Source organism: Halogeometricum pallidum JCM 14848, from assembly GCF_000337095.1.
Classification (GTDB): domain Archaea; phylum Halobacteriota; class Halobacteria; order Halobacteriales; family Haloferacaceae; genus Halogeometricum; species Halogeometricum pallidum.
The window spans coordinates 168,915-184,093 of record NZ_AOIV01000045.1; the positions used below are offsets into that span (position 1 = coordinate 168,915).

At 65.4% G+C, this 15,179-nt stretch carries 14 protein-coding genes; 7 read left to right on the plus strand and 7 right to left on the minus strand.

What is annotated here, in order from left to right:
- Window positions 1-240: 240 nt before the first annotated feature.
- From cheB to C474_RS23460, 6 genes are all read left to right on the plus strand, one after another.
- Complete coding sequence (cheB, locus tag C474_RS20585) at window positions 241-1,374, plus strand: chemotaxis-specific protein-glutamate methyltransferase CheB (RefSeq protein WP_008390272.1); 1,134 nt, start codon at window positions 241-243, stop codon at window positions 1,372-1,374.
- A gap of 3 nt (window positions 1,375-1,377) precedes the next feature.
- Complete coding sequence (locus C474_RS20590) at window positions 1,378-3,927, plus strand: chemotaxis protein CheA (protein ID WP_008390274.1); 2,550 nt, start codon at window positions 1,378-1,380, stop codon at window positions 3,925-3,927.
- A complete protein-coding gene (locus tag C474_RS20595) occupies window positions 3,927-4,760 on the plus strand; it encodes a CheR family methyltransferase (RefSeq protein WP_008390276.1) in 834 nt (277 codons plus the stop codon). The genes C474_RS20590 and C474_RS20595 overlap by 1 nt, the downstream gene beginning before the upstream one ends.
- 8 nt (window positions 4,761-4,768) lie before the next feature.
- On the plus strand, window positions 4,769-5,653 hold the full coding sequence (locus C474_RS20600; RefSeq protein ID WP_008390277.1) for a CheF family chemotaxis protein: 885 nt from the start codon (window positions 4,769-4,771) through the stop codon (window positions 5,651-5,653).
- Between the two features lie 86 nt (window positions 5,654-5,739).
- The gene (locus C474_RS23455; protein WP_049917226.1) at window positions 5,740-6,180 is read left to right on the plus strand and encodes a cation transporter; all 441 of its coding nucleotides are present in this window, start codon (window positions 5,740-5,742) and stop codon (window positions 6,178-6,180) included.
- Window positions 6,177-6,446 (plus strand): cation transporter dimerization domain-containing protein, encoded by a 270-nt coding sequence (locus C474_RS23460; protein ID WP_049917227.1) that lies wholly within the window; start codon window positions 6,177-6,179, stop codon window positions 6,444-6,446. Before C474_RS23455 ends, C474_RS23460 begins: the two co-directional genes overlap by 4 nt.
- A 76-nt stretch (window positions 6,447-6,522) precedes the next feature.
- Here C474_RS23460 and C474_RS20615 read toward each other — a convergent pair whose 3' ends face one another.
- From C474_RS20615 to C474_RS20645, 7 genes are read right to left on the minus strand one after another with little or no spacing between them, the layout of a single operon-like run.
- Entirely contained in the window at window positions 6,523-7,626 is a 1,104-nt protein-coding gene (locus tag C474_RS20615) for a CheF family chemotaxis protein (protein WP_008390280.1), read from the minus strand.
- Window positions 7,623-9,380 carry an archaellar assembly protein FlaJ gene (flaJ, locus tag C474_RS20620; protein ID WP_008390281.1) on the minus strand — a complete coding sequence of 586 codons (1,758 nt, stop codon included), beginning with the start codon at window positions 9,378-9,380 and terminating at the stop codon, window positions 7,623-7,625. Before flaJ ends, C474_RS20615 begins: the two co-directional genes overlap by 4 nt.
- 2 nt (window positions 9,381-9,382) lie before the next feature.
- On the minus strand, window positions 9,383-11,050 hold the full coding sequence (locus C474_RS20625; RefSeq protein ID WP_008390283.1) for a type II/IV secretion system ATPase subunit: 1,668 nt from the start codon (window positions 11,048-11,050) through the stop codon (window positions 9,383-9,385).
- Window positions 11,050-11,799 (minus strand): ATPase domain-containing protein, encoded by a 750-nt coding sequence (locus tag C474_RS20630; RefSeq protein ID WP_008390285.1) that lies wholly within the window; start codon window positions 11,797-11,799, stop codon window positions 11,050-11,052. Before C474_RS20630 ends, C474_RS20625 begins: the two co-directional genes overlap by 1 nt.
- Window positions 11,800-12,249, minus strand: a complete 450-nt coding sequence (locus C474_RS20635; RefSeq protein ID WP_008390287.1) for a flagellar protein g — start codon at window positions 12,247-12,249, stop codon at window positions 11,800-11,802.
- Entirely contained in the window at window positions 12,250-12,705 is a 456-nt protein-coding gene (locus C474_RS20640) for a flagellar protein f (RefSeq protein WP_008390289.1), read from the minus strand. It lies immediately after the preceding gene.
- Window positions 12,689-14,083, minus strand: coding sequence for a FlaD/FlaE family flagellar protein (locus C474_RS20645; protein ID WP_008390292.1), 1,395 nt, complete (start codon window positions 14,081-14,083; stop codon window positions 12,689-12,691). Before C474_RS20645 ends, C474_RS20640 begins: the two co-directional genes overlap by 17 nt.
- A gap of 307 nt (window positions 14,084-14,390) precedes the next feature.
- Here C474_RS20645 and C474_RS20650 point away from each other — a divergent pair, with 307 nt between their 5' ends.
- A complete protein-coding gene (locus C474_RS20650; protein ID WP_008390294.1) occupies window positions 14,391-15,137 on the plus strand; it encodes an RAD55 family ATPase in 747 nt (248 codons plus the stop codon).
- Window positions 15,138-15,179: the final 42 nt, after the last annotated feature.

A 15,179-nucleotide genomic window follows, 5' to 3' on the forward strand; every position in this document is an offset into this window, starting at 1 on the left:
CCATAAAGCTACGTACCTGATTATCAGACGTGAATATCGTCGGGGAGCGTTTAAGACCCCTACTCCGGAAGAACGGGTAGAGATGAGCGGTCAGAAAAACAGAACGTCACCGACCGGTCGCGCACCGCCCGCTGGTCATCGGTGCCGTTCTCCGTGCGCCGGGCGCGCGCGTCGAGAACGAGGGGGAAGGGGCGGGTCGCAGTGAGCGCCGCATCCGAGTCGAACACGGCGGAGAGCACGATGCGCGCCGTCGTCGTCGACGACTCGCGATTCATGCGGACGCTCATCCGCACCCTCCTCGAAGACGGGGGAATCGACGTCGTCGCCGAGGCGGAAAACGGGGCTGAGGCGGTCGACGTCGTCGCCGAGCACCGCCCCGACGTGGTGACGATGGACATCGAGATGCCCGAGATGAACGGCATCGAGGCCGTCGAGGCCATCATGGAGTCGTGTCCGACGCCGGTGTTGATGCTCTCGGCCCACGCCGAGGACGACGCCCACGTGACGTTCGAGGCCCTCGACAAGGGCGCCGTCGACTTCGTGACGAAACCCGGCGGCGAGGTCACCTCCTCGATGCCGCGGGTGAAGCGCGAACTCGTCGAGAAGGTTCGGTCCGCCGCGGCGGTGGACCTCTCGGCGACGCGACGGACGGAGGCGCTGGGTCGTCGGGAGACGCCCCGGCGGGACGGGACGCGCACCGAACGACGGACACTGAGTCGCCGCGAGAGCGACGCCCGGACGAAGACCGCCCGGACGTCGAGTCCGCGGACGGGGTCGGCGTCGCCGTACCCGGACGTGTCGACGCTGATACTCGGCGCGTCGACCGGGGGGCCGAACGTGGTCGAACGGGTCCTCGCGGACCTGCCGACGGCGGCGAACCTCCGAATCGTGGTCGTCCAGCACATGCCCGCGGGGTTCACGAAGCGCTTCGCGGACCGACTCGACGCGCGCTCGGCGTACGGCGTCGCGGAGGCGACGGACGGCGAGCGCATCGGCGTCGGCGAGGCGCGCGTCGCCCCCGGCGGGTCGCACCTCGTGGTCGACCGCGACCGCGCGGGGCGACTCTCGTTGAAACTCACGGACACGAAGCCGGTCCACGGCGTCAAACCCGCAATCGACCTGACGATGGCCTCGGCCGTCGAAGCCGTCGAGGGACCCCTCGTCGGAACGCTCCTCACCGGGATGGGGCGCGACGGGGTCGACGGCATGGGACGCATCCACGCCGCGGGCGGGTACACGGTCGCACAGGACGAGCAGACGTCGGCGATTTTCGGAATGCCGAAGCGGGCCATCGAGACGGGATGCGTCGACGCCGTCGCCCCCGACGACGACATCGCCTCGCACATTCTGGCGGGACTGACGGAGGAGGAGTGAACGATGGACGAGGAACTTTACCAAGCATTCATCACGGAGTCCGAAGAGAGCATCACGCAACTGAACAACTCGCTTCTGGAGTTGGAGTCGAACCCCGAGGCCACGGAGGCCATCGACGACATCTTCCGGCAGGCGCACACGCTGAAGGGCAATTTCGGCGCGATGGGCTTCGACAACGCCGCCACGGTGGCGCACGCCGTCGAGGACCTGCTGGACGAGATACGACACGACCGGCTCAAGGTGACGCCGGACCGCATGGACCTCGTCTTCGACGGGATGGACGAGATTCTGGAGATTCTCCACGACATCGAAGCGCACGGCGAATCGAAAAGCGATCCGACGGACCTCGTCGAGGAGATACGCGCCGCCGCCCGGGCGGAAGACGCCGCGGACGACGGGCCGTCGGCGGCGGCCGACGACGACGCCCCGACCGAAGACGGCGTGCTCGCCGTCGCGGCCGAGACGGTGGATCCCGAAAGCGAGGCGCTCGCGGACGCGGAACTGCTCTACCACGCCGCCGTCGAACTGAACGCGGGGGAGATGAAGGGCGTCGACGCCGGCCTGTTTCTCGGCGGCGTACCCGACGATATCGACGTCGTCGGGTCGGTCCCCGACATCGACAGCATCGAAGACGGCGAGTTCGGCGACGGCTTCGCGCTGTTCGTCGCGAACGTCCCCGAGGCGGAACTGGGTCCGACGCTCGCCGGCCTCTGGAAGGTCGAACGCGTCGAACTGACCGACGTGTCGGCCGTCCTCGCGGACGACTACGACCCCGAGGCGACCGCCGCGGACGCGGAGACGAGCGAAGACGAGACCGACATCGAATCCGAAGCCGCCGCGCCCGTCGAGACGCCCGAATCGGAGACGGCGGAGATGGAGTTCGAAGACGGCGGCGACGCCGACGGTGACGCCGATAGTAGCGACGACGACCGCGCCGCCCAGGAAGTCGACCCCGCGCAGGCGGCGGAGGCCGTCGCGGCTGTCGAGGCCGCCTACTCCGGGGTCGGTTCCGGGAGCGACGCCGAACCGTCCGACGGCGATGCGTCCGACGACGGGCCGGAGGCCGACGAGGCCGACGCCGAATCCGACCCCGCGGACGCCGAGACGCCCGACGAAGCCGGCGGCGTCGAGTCGGGTCCCAGCCCCACCGAGTCGGCTCCCGAAGCCGACGAATCCGAGAAGGCGGACGCGGCGGAAGAGCCGACATCCACCGCCGAGAGCGGCGCGGACGAGGCCGCTGAGAACCCCGACCCGCCCGCGAACGAGGGCAATGCGGGCGACGGTCCGAAGGCGGGCCGCGAGAAGAAGCGGGAGAAGGGTCAGTCCATCTCCGCGGTCAAGTCCGTCCGCGTCGACGTGGACCAACTGGACGAACTGCACGAACTGGTCGAGCAACTGGTCACCAGCCGCATCAAACTCCGGCAGGCGATGGAGGGTGAGGCGGACCTGACGAGCGGCCTCGACACGCTCGACGAGCTGGACAAGATATCCACGAACCTCCAGAACACGGTGATGGACATGCGGCTCATCCCGCTGAAGAAGGTGTTCGACAAGTTCCCGCGTCTGGTCCGCGACTTGGCGCGCGACCAGGACAAGCGCGTCCGGTTCGCCGTCGAGGGCGAGGACATCGAACTCGACCGGACCATCCTCGACGAGATATCCGACCCGCTGATGCACGTCCTGCGGAACGCCGTGGACCACGGCATCGAACGACCGGACGAGCGGGAGGCCAACGGGAAGCCGCGCACCGGGACGGTCGAACTCGGCGCGCACCGCGAACACGACACGGTCGTCATCACCGCCTCCGACGACGGGAGCGGTATCGACGCCGACGCCGTGCGCGAGAAGGCCGTCTCGAACGGCCTCGCGACCCGCGAGGAACTGAACGAGATGCCCGACGAGGAGGTGTACGACTACATTTTCCACCCCGGGTTCTCGACGAACGAGGAGATAACCGACGTCAGCGGCCGCGGCGTCGGCATGGACGTGGTGAAGACCACCGTGGAGGCGCTCGACGGCTCCGCGAGCGTCACCAGCACGCCCGGCGAGGGGTCCGTGTTCACCATCCGCCTGCCCGTCTCCGTCGCCATCATCAAGGTGCTGTTCGTCCGCGTCGGCGACCGGGAGTTCGGCGTCCCCATCAAGTACATCGACGAGATATCCCGCCGGCAGCGGGTCCAGACGGTCAACGGCGCGGAAGTGGTCCTCCACGAGGACTCGCTGTTCCCGCTCATCCGCCTCCGCGACGCGCTCGACATCGACGTCGAGGAGGGTGACGGCGGGATGATCGTCCGCGTCCGCCCGTCGGACAGACAGGTGGCGCTCCACTGCGACCACGTCACCCGACAGGAGGAGGTAGTCGTCACGCCGCTTCAGGGACCGCTCGGCGGCACCCGAGGGCTCTCCGGGACGGCCGTCATCGGCGACGGCAACGTCATCCCCATCCTCGACGTGAGCACGCTCGAACTGCCGGCCGGCGGGCGGGAGGCGCTGCGCGAGTGGACGCCGCCGTCCGGCGACGAGTCGGCCGAGGTCGAGGAGGCGGCCGACTGATGTCTCGACCCGAAGCCTCCTCGGACGACGGGTTCCGACGGCTGCTCGGTTACGTCGAGGACTCGCTGTCGTTCGCGACGAGTTCGTACAACGACGCGTACCTCGACCGTCGAATCTCCGCGCGGATGCGCCGCCGCGGCGTCGACGGCTACGGCGCCTACCAGTCGCTTCTGACCGAGGACTCCGAAGAGCAGCGGGCGCTGCTGAACTCGCTGAGCGTCAACGTCACCAGCTTCTTCCGCAACCCGGAGGTGTGGGACGCGCTCCGCGAGGTGCTGGCCGAACTCGCCGAGAGCGGCCGGGTCCGCGTCTGGAGCGCGGCCTGCTCGGACGGCCGCGAGGCGTACTCGCTGGCGATGCTGGCGCACGACGACGACCGCATCGACCCGAGCAAGGTGTCGATACTCGGCACCGACATCAAACCCGAGATACTCCGCGCCGCGCGGGGGGGCGAGTACCGCGCCTCCGAGACGAACGACGTCGCGGGACAACTCGCACCGCTCTCCGGCAACGACCAGTACGTCGAACGCGACGGCGACGTCTATCGCGTGAGCGAGGACGTGAAGTCGCTGGTGTCGTTCCGGCGCCACGACCTCGTGCAGGAGCGACCGCCGGACACGTTCGACCTCGTGGTGTGCCGGAACCTGTTCATCTACATCAACAGCGAGGCGAAACAGGCGATATTCGACACGCTCGGCTCGGCGCTCAGTCCGAACGGCTATCTCACCATCGGGATGACCGAGACGGTGCCGCCGTCGTGCCGCGATTGGTTCGAGCCGGTCGAAAAGCGACTCCGAATCTACCGGAACGCGACGGGGTCGTCGACTCCGTGAGATAACAGATGAAACCCGGAGAGAAAAAGGTCTCAGACACGAACGGCCGGTTCCTGCAGGTGCGACGCGGCGGACGGAGTCTCAACGACGCCAACTGGACCAACGGGCGCATCCTCCTCTCGAACCAGCGGCTCATCCTGGCGGGCACCGCCGGGAAGCGGACGTTCGAGCTCTCCACTATCGAACAGCTCGGCGGCCGGTTCGACGTGAACCAGCGCATCGCCACCGTCTCCGACTACCTCGCAGTTCGGTACAACGACGGCGAGGACGTGGTTCTCGTGGCGCCCGTGGACCTCGACGAGTTCGAACTCGAACTGTACGGGACGCTGTTGAACGCGACGAAGTTCCTCGTCCGTCACCCGGCCGTCGAGGGCGGCGTCGTCCAGAACACCGAGTGGGTCGGCGCGCGACTGAAAGTCGAGGAGGAGGGCGTCAGCATCGCCACCGTGAAGGGGTCGTTCGTTCACGTCAGACTCGACGACATCGGCGACATCGAGATGGGTCGGCGGACGGTCCGCGAGGAGACGCGCGAGGTCATCGAAGTCGAACACTCCTACGACGACGGGACGAGCGTGCAGACGTACGTCTCGGGGCCGGAACGAGCGGTGAACATCCTGAAGTCGCTGCTCCGCATCGGCGAGGAGCAGTCCGAGACGGCGCTCGAACTGTCGAAGCAGGACAAACAGGTGTTGATGGCGCTGTACTCCGGCGTCTCACCGTTCGACATCCCGGCGTTTCTCGGCATCGACGTCGACGACGTCGAAGAGCTATTCATGCGCCTCATCGACCACAACGTCCTCGACGAGGTTCGCGTCCGCCACGAGGTGGAGTTGAACGCCCGCGGGCGCTCTATCGCCGCGGACGCCATCGACGACCAAGCCGCGAACATGTGAGCGAGCGCGAATTAGACTCAGTCAAAAAGTCGATTGTACGCCCTTAACGAGCGCTCTTAAGTGGGAGTGGGGCGAATTCGTGCGCGATGGCGGGGACTCGCGAAACCGTCCTCAGAACCTCTTGGGTGAACGTCCTGTTGAACGGCCTCAAGATCGTCGTCGAGGGGTCGATCGGGCTACTCACCGGAAGCCTCGCACTCACCGCGGACGCGGCCCACTCCATCGCCGACCCTCTCGCGAGCGGTGTCGTCTTGTTCGTGGGCCGGTCCGTGCACGAGGATGCAGGCGACTCACATCCGCACGGCCACGACAGGTTCGAGCCGCTTTCGGCGCTCTTTGTCGGTGGAGTCCTCGTCCTCTTCGGGCTTAAACTGCTGTACGATTCCGGCCACTCGCTCCTCAGCGGCGTTACCGCCGAGTACAGCGTCTGGCTCGTCGTCGGTCTCCTGTTCGCGCTCGTCGACATCTCGCGGGAGAACGTTCAATATCTCGCGGATAGCGCACCCCCCAGTCGGAGCAGGACGTGATCGGATCCCGGGTCCGCGACCATCCCGAAGTCCACGGCGTTCACGATTTCGTAGCCTACTACTCCGGCCACGTCATCGAGGTGGAGTTCCACGCCGAAGTGGACCGGGACCTGACCGTGGTCGAGGCCCACGACATCGAATCAGAACTCCGCGAACGCGTCCGCGGCGTCGAACCGGTTTCGGACGCTCGCATCCACCTCGACCCGGCCGGCGTCGGTGAGTGGAAAGACGCCGATGTCGCTGCTCGCACTTCCGCCGGAGGGTAATCGCGACGATCTGCGACCGGTCCGTCCGGGCTGTAGTCGGAACGTCGAAGAGCGAAGTCCGCTCCTCGCGAGACGCTCAGACGTTGACGCCCTCTATCTCTTCGTTGACCACTAATCGGCCCTGCGGCGTGAGGTCGCAGGGCAACTCCCCGTCGGTGATGAGGTTGTCGTCGAACAGTTCGGCGAGGCGGACTCCGAGTTCGCTCTCTTCGAGGTCCAGCAGGGAGGCGAGGTCTATCTCCGAGCCGGTGGAGTAGAGGCCGACGAGCACCTCCAGCGTCTCCTCTTCGAGTTCCACGTCGCGCACGTCGCTTTTGATCCAGTGGTAGATGAGACGGAGGTAGCGCCCGAGGATGTTCATCTTCCGGCGCGACCCCATAGATATCTCGGAGGTAACGGTCTGGCCGTTCTCGAAGTGCTGCACCGAGAGCACGAGTCGGTTCTCGTCGTCTATCGTCCGCTCTATGACCTCGAAGAAGATGACCGACGCGAGGTCTATCTCGAACGGGTCGTCGCCCTCGCCGAGGACGTCGTTGCCGGGGAACACCACCGACTCGTAGTCGAGGTGGAGTCCGGTCTTTCGCTTCGGCGTGTCCATCACGCGGCCGCCCACCTTCGCGGGGTGTTTCACGAGCGTCGTCGACCCGTTCAGCGTCGCGCGGAACAAGAGCAGCGAGAACTTCTCGATGGTGTCGCGGTCGCCGCCGATGACGGTCGTCCGCCGGCGGTTGCCGACGATGTACCCGACCATGATGGTGTAGTCGAAGAACTCTTCGACCTCCGGCGGGACCTGCCCGACCGCGATGTCGAAGATGGAGGTGATGGGAACGACCGTCTTCGCCTGCGAGGTGGCGAGGATGAGTCGCCGTTCGCTCATCAGGACGCGCCCCTTCACCGGTTCGAACGTCGCGTCGCCGCCGGCGACGAAGTTCGCCACGAAGTCGACGACGATGGACTCGCCGTTCTTCGAGCGGCGGAGCTCCGTTCGACTCTGCGCGTCGTCGACCTCCTCGCTCTCCGCGGGTTCTTCTTTCTGCTGTCGGTAGGCTTCGAGCAGGTCGTCGTTCCCGGGGGAGGCAGTCCCCCCGTCGGTCCGGAGTTCGCTCTCGCGGCCGCCTTCGGTTCCGCCCGGTGGTTCGAGCGTCGATACGTCCGTCGGTGAGTGAGGCTGGTCCGTCATACGCTTATCAGTGCTCCCGCGAGCGAGGAGGTCAGCACGGCGCTCGCGCACCCGATCCACACGAGCACTACGAAGTGGAGGTAGGCGTTCGCCTTGTGCCCGCCGTCGACCATCCGGATCATCAGCGACGACAGGAGGGCGTTGAACAGGATGATGAGCGCCAACAGGAACTCGATGAACGGGATGTCGTAGACCCCGGCGTAGATGAGTTGACCGAACTGCATCTGGCCGAGGTTCATCTTCGTCGAGAAGGAGGCGAGGATTTCGACGACTTCGAGACCGATGAAGAAGGCGAACGACGCGGAGGCGGTGATGCCGTAGAGGACGCCGATGAGGGTGACCGTCGACTGTTCGCGCTGGCGGCGGAGCTTGATTATCTCGTTCATGTTCCGCGAGATGAGTTCGCCGAGTTGCTTCGGCCGCCCGCCCATCTGCCGGCCGATGTTGTACATCTCGCTGAACTTCTGGATGAGATAGGAGCTGGATTCGGCGGTGAAGTAGAACCACGACCGGGTCGGTCCGATACGCATGTTGAGCCGGACGTACAGCCGGTCTATCTCCTGCGAGAGGACGCCGAAATCCTTCGTTCGGAGGGTCTTCAGCACGGCCGTCGTCGTGCTCTGCTTCGCGCTCTCGGAGGCGCCCAGCGCGCGGATGAATCCCGGGTACTCCTCGTCGCGTTCTTTGATGCGGTTCTCGTGCCGTCGGGCGATGATGCCCGGGATGGCCAGCGGCGTCAACGGCGCGGCGATGAGGAGGGGGACGGGCGTGTCCAGCATAACGCCTCGCACGGCCCGACCGAGGGGCCCGATGCCGACCGTCCCGAGAGCCAGGACGCAGACGAGGACGAACGACAGCGCGACGGCGCCGTACAGCGCGATGTCTATCTGCCGGTCGGCCTTCGTCCGATACTCGCTCTGGACGTACCACAGCGGGTCGTACGGCGACATCGTTTTGATGACGTAGTAGAAGCCGAGTTGGACGAAGACGAAGAGGATGATGACGGCGCCGATGGTCATCGTCGCGTCCGTCCCCGTGAGGATGGGGAGGACGATGGCGTTGATGATGGCGAACGTCATCGAGAGAATCATCGAGAGGTAGAGGTCCTTCATCACTTCGAGGTTGCCCAGCGCGCTCTCGTAGACGGTGATGTACTTTTGGACCATCGCGTTCTGCTCGCCGAGGAGGAAGTCGTCGATGTCCTGCCCGGCGCTGAGCGAGTACGCCAGCCTGTCGAGAAAGTCCGCGAGCGGTTTCGAGGGCACTTGCCGGGCGCGACGCTCGCAGGCGTCGTCGAGCGACTGGTTCCACGTGTCGACGAGTTGGGTGATGCGTCGCATCTCGATGGCGAGTTCGCCGTACTCCTCCTCCCGCCCCAGTTGGCGGAACACGGAGACGCGGTCGATGTTCGTCGTCGAGAGCACGGTCATGTGCGTGATGAGGAGGTGCAGTTGGTTCTCCAGTCCGCGGCGCTGCTCCTCGACGAGCAGACGCGGGTACAGCACCGCGCCCGCGACGATGAGCGCGCCGAGGAGGAAGATGGGGATGCGGACGAGCACCGGGAACGGAAGCACGATGGCGCCGGCGAGGCTGACGAGGAAGAAGACGCCCGCGGGGGCGAGCACCGTCAGCGCGTACCGCCGCATGGGTATCGGCATCCGCTCGTAGGACTCCAAGACGGAGTTGAAGAACGCGCGAACCTGTCGGCTCTGCGCGCCGAATCCGTCCTCGGGACCGGTGCTCGTCTCGACCATCGTCAGATCCTCGCCATGTCGAACGGGAGCCCCTCGGCGCCGTCGCGCTGGAAGGACTCGATGAGTTCGTTCACCTCGTGGTAGCCGGTGATATCCTCCTGGATGGCCCGGCGGACGATCTCCGCGCGGTACTCGATGTCGTCGTAGATCTTCCGCGTGTCGTCGTAGCCGAGGAGGGTCGCGATTTTCTCCTCCATGATGAAGGAGTTGTTCCGACCCTGAAAGACGATCTCGTCCTCGACGGGGTCCCAGTAGAACGCCTCGCGGGTGACGACGCCGCCCATCTCCTTCGAGTAGCCCTCTATCTCCTGCACGCTCGTCACGCGCCGAAGCGTGTCGTTACCGCGCTTCACCCGGTTTTGGAACAGGGCGATGTCGCAGTTCGACATGAACGTCTCCGGCACGCGGATGGGGTCGCCGGTGAACCGCTGGATCATCGAGACGATGTCGGAGGCGTGGAACGTCAGCATCACCGGGTGACCCGTCTGTGCCGCCTGGAACGCCATGCGGCCCTCCTCGCCACGCACCTCCCCCACGATGATGTAGTCGGGCCGGGAACGCAGGGCGGCCGCGACGAGGTCGAACATGTCCACCTCGGAATCGGCGCCGCGCCCCTCGCGCGTGAGGAGTTGCTGCCACGTGTCGTGCGGAGGGAGCACCTCGGCGGTGTCTTCCGCCGTGTAGATCTTCGAGTCCTGCGGGATGAACGAGAGGATGGCGTTCAGCGTCGTCGTCTTCCCCGACGCCGTCTCGCCGACGACGAATATCGTCCGCTCGTTCTCCAGCGCCATCCAGAGGTACGCGCACAGGTCCGGCGAGAGCGTCCCCCACTTGCAGATCTGGAACACGGAGAGGGGAACGTCGTCGCCCTGGCGGATGGTGAGACTCGACCCCTTCAGCGACACGTCGTCGGAGTAGATGATGTTGATACGCGACCCGTCCGGGAGCGTCGAGTCGACGATGGGGTGCGCGTCGGAGACGGGGTCCCCGATGCGTTCGCCCATGTTGCGGAGCCAGTTGTCGAACTGCGCCTTCGAGTCGAACTCGACGGTCGTCTCCAGCAGGCCGTAGACGCCGTGGTCGACGTCGACCTGGTTGGGCCCGATGACGTGAATGTCCTCGTTCGCCGGGTCGCGCATGATGGGTTCGAGCGGCCCGAGACCGACGATGTCGCGCACGAGGCGGTACTGTATCTTCTCGTACGTCTCCTCGGACACCTGGAGCGGACCGATGTCCAGCCGCTGGATGAGTTCGTGGACGCGGCCGCGATCTTGGCCCTCCAGCATGACGATTTCCTCCAGCAGTTCCTGGATGCGGTCCTCGTACTCCACGTCGGCCTCGGGGGCGGGCTTCGAGACGGAGCGTTCGAGCAGTTTGTCTTTGACCTGGTCGAATATCTCCCGCTCGCCCTCGTCGAGTTCGGGTTCGATGGCGTAGTACTTCGTCGTCTCGCCGAAGTTGCCGTACACCTGCGCGTAGATGGGGCCGCCGAGGTGGTAGATGATGTTCGGTCGGCGGGACTCGTACTCGCCGGAGGCCTCCTCGACCAGCATCGGGAACTCGCCCGTGATCTGCCGGAACCGCTTGAGGTGCTCGCGCAGGTGACCCCACCGCATGGCGTGCTGTTTCAGTTCGTCCGAGAGCTTCGCGGAGCCGTGTTCGGTCGCCATCAGGCCACGCTCCTGCTCTCGATGACGATGCCGATGCCGGACCGCACCGAGAAGCCGATGCGGTCGCCGACCTGTTCGCCCATCCCCGCGAACCGCTTGACGAAGATGTTCCGACGCACGTCGTTACCGACCTCGACCATCTCCAATTTGAGATAGACGTCGGCGATGGAGCGGAACGGGCCGATGGCGTCCTCGTCGACCGTGGAGGGGTCGACGGTGAGGATGATGGTCTTGTTCTTCGTCGTCAGTTCGCGGAAGAAGGAGATGATCTCCAGGGCGGCCTGTCGCTCCTCGTTCTGACGGATGAGCGCCTCGAACTGCGGGTCGTTGCGGAGGATGGCGTCGAACGTGTCGATGATGGTCACGTCCGCCTCCCAGAGCGTCTCGGCCTCCATCAACCGCCGAAGGAGCTGTTTGCGCTCGGACGCCGCGCCGCCGGTGAGGGCGCCGGAGGCGTCTATCTCGGCGGGGATGAAGAGCACCTCCTCGTCGAGCAGCGGCTTGACCATGTGGTACGACAGCGAGTGCATCTGGTCGAGGAAGCCGCGGACGCCCAACTCGGTGGAGATGAGCGAGGTGACGATATCCTCCTGGCTGAAGCCGTAGGTGAACCGCTGTGAGAGGACGCTCTTGCCGGCGCCGTAGTCGCCCTCGATGAGGACGATAGCGCCGCGGGGGATACCCCCGCCGAGCTCCTTCTGTAGCCGGTCGTGCTGTTGCAGCCCGAGTGAGAATTGATTCGACTTCATTTATATGTTGAACTGGAACGTCTCTTCGTCGCCGTCGACGACGAACGTCGCGCGGTGGTCGCCGGCGTCGAGGTTCAGATCGCCGACGACGATTTTGACCACCCCGTGCGGTCTCCACGCCGACTCGCCGTCCGCGATGGTGACGGTGACGTTCGTTCGATACCGCGCGTCGACGATGACGTCGAACGTCTGACCGGTCGCTGGGAGAGACCTAGTCCCTGTGTTTTTCACGTACAGCGTGAGCGTCCCGTTGGTCGCGTCGTAGACGTTCGGTTCGGCGGCGCTGATTATCTCCACGTCCGTGCGGATGTTGCTCGATACGTCCGCCCCCCGGTCGTCGAGGGCGCTGCTGATGTCCGTCACCGTGTTGATGAGGACGCCCGAGACGCCCGCCGCGATGACGAGGCTGGCGATGAACAGGATGAGCGTCGGTGCGGAGACGTCCGCCATTCAGCCCACCACCGTGACGTTGGTGTCGCTCACGCCGTAACCCGTGACGACGGTGACCGTCTCGGGCTTCTCGTCGGTCATATACTCCAGTTCGAGCGTCCGACCCGACGCCCAGATGTCGGTCGAGCCGTCGCCGTCGACTTCGACGACGTCGAACTGGCTCGGTTCGACGTACTCGTTGTTGAGCAGAACGGACGTGTCGTTCACCGACAGCGTCGTCGTCCCGGTGTTCTCTATCCGGACGCTCACCGTGTAGCCGTTCGACTCGTTGCCCGTGTAGGTCGCGGAGGTGACGTCGACGGCGGTGTTTCGCCGTTCGAGCAGGCGCTCGTTGTCGGCGTGTTTCGCGTCGGTGAGTCGCTCTGCGCTCCCGGCAGTCGCGGTGTACAGCGTCCCCGTGCAGATGAGAACACCGAGGAAGATGATGGCGGCCGAACCGCTAACGCCGAATCCCACGGGTCCCTCCTCGGTGCGATAGCGCCTCGAGCAGACGCGCCTCGGCGACGTCGCCGGCGAGTCGACTGACGTACGTGAGGCTCTCTTTGTGGTGTTCGACGCGCAGGTCCTGCGGTTCCTCCGCCGTCGTCGCCGAGGCGGCGTTACGGACGTGCGCGTTCATCTGCCGTTCGACGGGACGGGAGATCCACTCCTGTTCGCGGTACTGTCGGAGCGCGCGGGCGGCGCCGATAGCGCCGCCGACGGAGACGAGGAACTGCGTCCACTCCAGCGCCACCGACTCGGCGACGTAACTCGCCGGGAGGGTCGCGAGGTAGACGTCCGCGTCTGCCTTCGCCTCCGCACCCACATCCGAATCTGCGTCCGCGTTCGCGTCCTGCGAGGACCGGGCGGCCGTCGCGTCCGCTTCGACCGGCTCCGACTCGGCGGTGGGTTCGGCGAACTCGAACGCGTCCGTCGCCTCCTCCGATTCGGGTCCGTCGTCCTCGGAGGCGTCCGACTCGTCGGCGTCGTCGGTCGATTCCTCCTCGGCCGCCTCTTCGCCGAGGAGTTCCTCGGTCGTCGGCACGTCGGCGTCCCCGACGGCCAGGTCGTCCGCGTCGAGAGGGCCGTCGTCGACCGCCTCCAGTTCGTCTTCGTCCTCCTCTTCGTCGTCTTCCCACCCGTCCTCCTCGTACTCGGCCTTCAGATCGTCGAAGCTCGACCCGCCGCCGGAGGACTCCTGTTCGTCCTCCTCGTCGACGATGGGATCCTCCTCGCCGAGTATCTCGGAGGGGTCTTCCCGCTCGTTCTCTGCGAGTTCGTCCTCGGCGGCCAACTCCGCCTCCTGGGCCGCCTCGTCGGCGTCGAGTTCGCCGAAGTCCTCGTCGAAGAAGCTCTCGGCGTCGGCGCTGGCGACGGCGGGGTCGAGGTGTTCTTCTTCCTCCTCTTCGGCCTCGAACAGGCCGAACGACCCGCCGCCCTCCAGACCGCCCATCTCGCGGGCGTCGTCGACGAAGGGGTTGATGCCGCGCGTCACCATCTCGTAGATGTCGAGCAGTTTCCGGATGGTGTCGTCGAGTTCCTCGACGGTTTCGCCTATCTGTTTGTTCTCTTCGCGGACGGTGTTCATGCCGGACGACGTCGCGCTGACCTCGTTTTCGAGGTCGGAGACGCGGTCTTCGAGGTCGGCGATGGCGCCGGGGTCGGCAGCTCCGCCGTCGCCGAACTCGTCGTCCTCGTCGTCGAACCCCTCGAGATCGTCGTCGAAGTCGCCGAAGTCGTCTCCGAAGTCGTCGAGGTCCTCGTCGAAGCCGAGGCCGTCGGTGGCGAGGCTCGTTCCCTCGTCCTCTGACCGTGTCTCCTCGTCCTCGCCGTGTATCCAGTCCGTCATTCCCATCCGACTCGCCTCCGTTGCGTGCGGCGGGCCGTTCCAACCCGCGTTCTGTCCGACGGCGACGTACGGCCCTCACACCGGCGTCGCGTCGACTCCCGGCCGGATGAGTACTCCGACGTCGGGGAAACAGGTAGCATTGACTCAGATGAACAGTCATCGGTACAAGAATGTTCCCACCAAATTATCAGCCGTGATACGATATTTTTGGACCGGCCTCCACGCCGCGTTCGGGTGTCACCGAGCGTGTGAGAAGAATTATCCGGGTGGAACCCCGATAAGCGAACCGATAGTCTACACGGAGTCATCATCTATGTCAGATCTCGTCAAAACCGGAGTCGAAGGCCTCGACTCCATCCTCAACGGCGGCATCGTACGGAACGCCGCGGTACTCATCAGCGGCAACCCCGGGACGGGGAAGAGTATCCTCGGCCTCCAGTATCTCTACAACGGCGTCGACAAATACGACGAGGGGGGAATCTACCTCACCTTCGAGGAGGCCGAAGACGACATTCGGGAAGCCGCAGAGTCCATCGGCTTCGACCGCTGGTCGGAGTACGTCGACGAGGGGAAGATCAAGGTGTACGACAAGCGTACGCTCCTCCGAGACGGCGACTTCTCCTCCACGCTCGACCGCATCCTCGGCGACCTGCAGGACACCTCCTACGACCGCCTCGTCCTCGACTCGCTGACGATGTTCCAGTTGTTCTTCGAGGACGAGAAGGAGCAGCGCCACTACCTTCTGAAGTTCATCGACATCCTGAAGGACAGCGGGCTGACCTCGCTTTTGACCACCGAGCAGTCGGCCATCTTCCCCGAGACCGAAATCGGACTGGAGAACTTCCTCACCGACGGGAACATCTACCTCATTCAGAGCCCCGCAGGCGCGACGAGCAACCGGTACGTCTGGGTGGCGAAGATGCGTAAGCAGTCCATCAAGAACTCGATGTTCCCCCTCGAGATCAACGAGGGCGGCATCCAGATCTACGAGCAGGCCGCGGGCTTCTCCATGGTCGGCGAGTCGCCGCCGTGGTTCGGTGAGGAAGGCGACTTAGAGTAGACGGCTCGTTTCTCACGTTTGCCTGCAGTATCTATTCAGACG

Bases quoted from the DNA above. Each gene is read 5' to 3' on its own strand.
- cheB (WP_008390272.1), top strand. From the start codon at position 241: ATGCGCGCCGTCGTCGTCGACGACTCGCGATTCATGCGGACGCTCATC.
- C474_RS20590 (WP_008390274.1), top strand. From the start codon at position 1,378: ATGGACGAGGAACTTTACCAAGCATTCATCACGGAGTCCGAAGAGAGC.
- C474_RS20595 (WP_008390276.1), top strand. From the start codon at position 3,927: ATGTCTCGACCCGAAGCCTCCTCGGACGACGGGTTCCGACGGCTGCTC.
- C474_RS20600 (WP_008390277.1), top strand. From the start codon at position 4,769: ATGAAACCCGGAGAGAAAAAGGTCTCAGACACGAACGGCCGGTTCCTG.
- C474_RS23455 (WP_049917226.1), top strand. From the start codon at position 5,740: ATGGCGGGGACTCGCGAAACCGTCCTCAGAACCTCTTGGGTGAACGTC.
- C474_RS20615 (WP_008390280.1), bottom strand. From the start codon at position 7,626: ATGACGGACCAGCCTCACTCACCGACGGACGTATCGACGCTCGAACCA.
- flaJ (WP_008390281.1), bottom strand. From the start codon at position 9,380: ATGGTCGAGACGAGCACCGGTCCCGAGGACGGATTCGGCGCGCAGAGC.
- C474_RS20625 (WP_008390283.1), bottom strand. From the start codon at position 11,050: ATGGCGACCGAACACGGCTCCGCGAAGCTCTCGGACGAACTGAAACAG.
- C474_RS20630 (WP_008390285.1), bottom strand. From the start codon at position 11,799: ATGAAGTCGAATCAATTCTCACTCGGGCTGCAACAGCACGACCGGCTA.
- C474_RS20635 (WP_008390287.1), bottom strand. From the start codon at position 12,249: ATGGCGGACGTCTCCGCACCGACGCTCATCCTGTTCATCGCCAGCCTC.
- C474_RS20645 (WP_008390292.1), bottom strand. From the start codon at position 14,083: ATGGGAATGACGGACTGGATACACGGCGAGGACGAGGAGACACGGTCA.
- C474_RS20650 (WP_008390294.1), top strand. From the start codon at position 14,391: ATGTCAGATCTCGTCAAAACCGGAGTCGAAGGCCTCGACTCCATCCTC.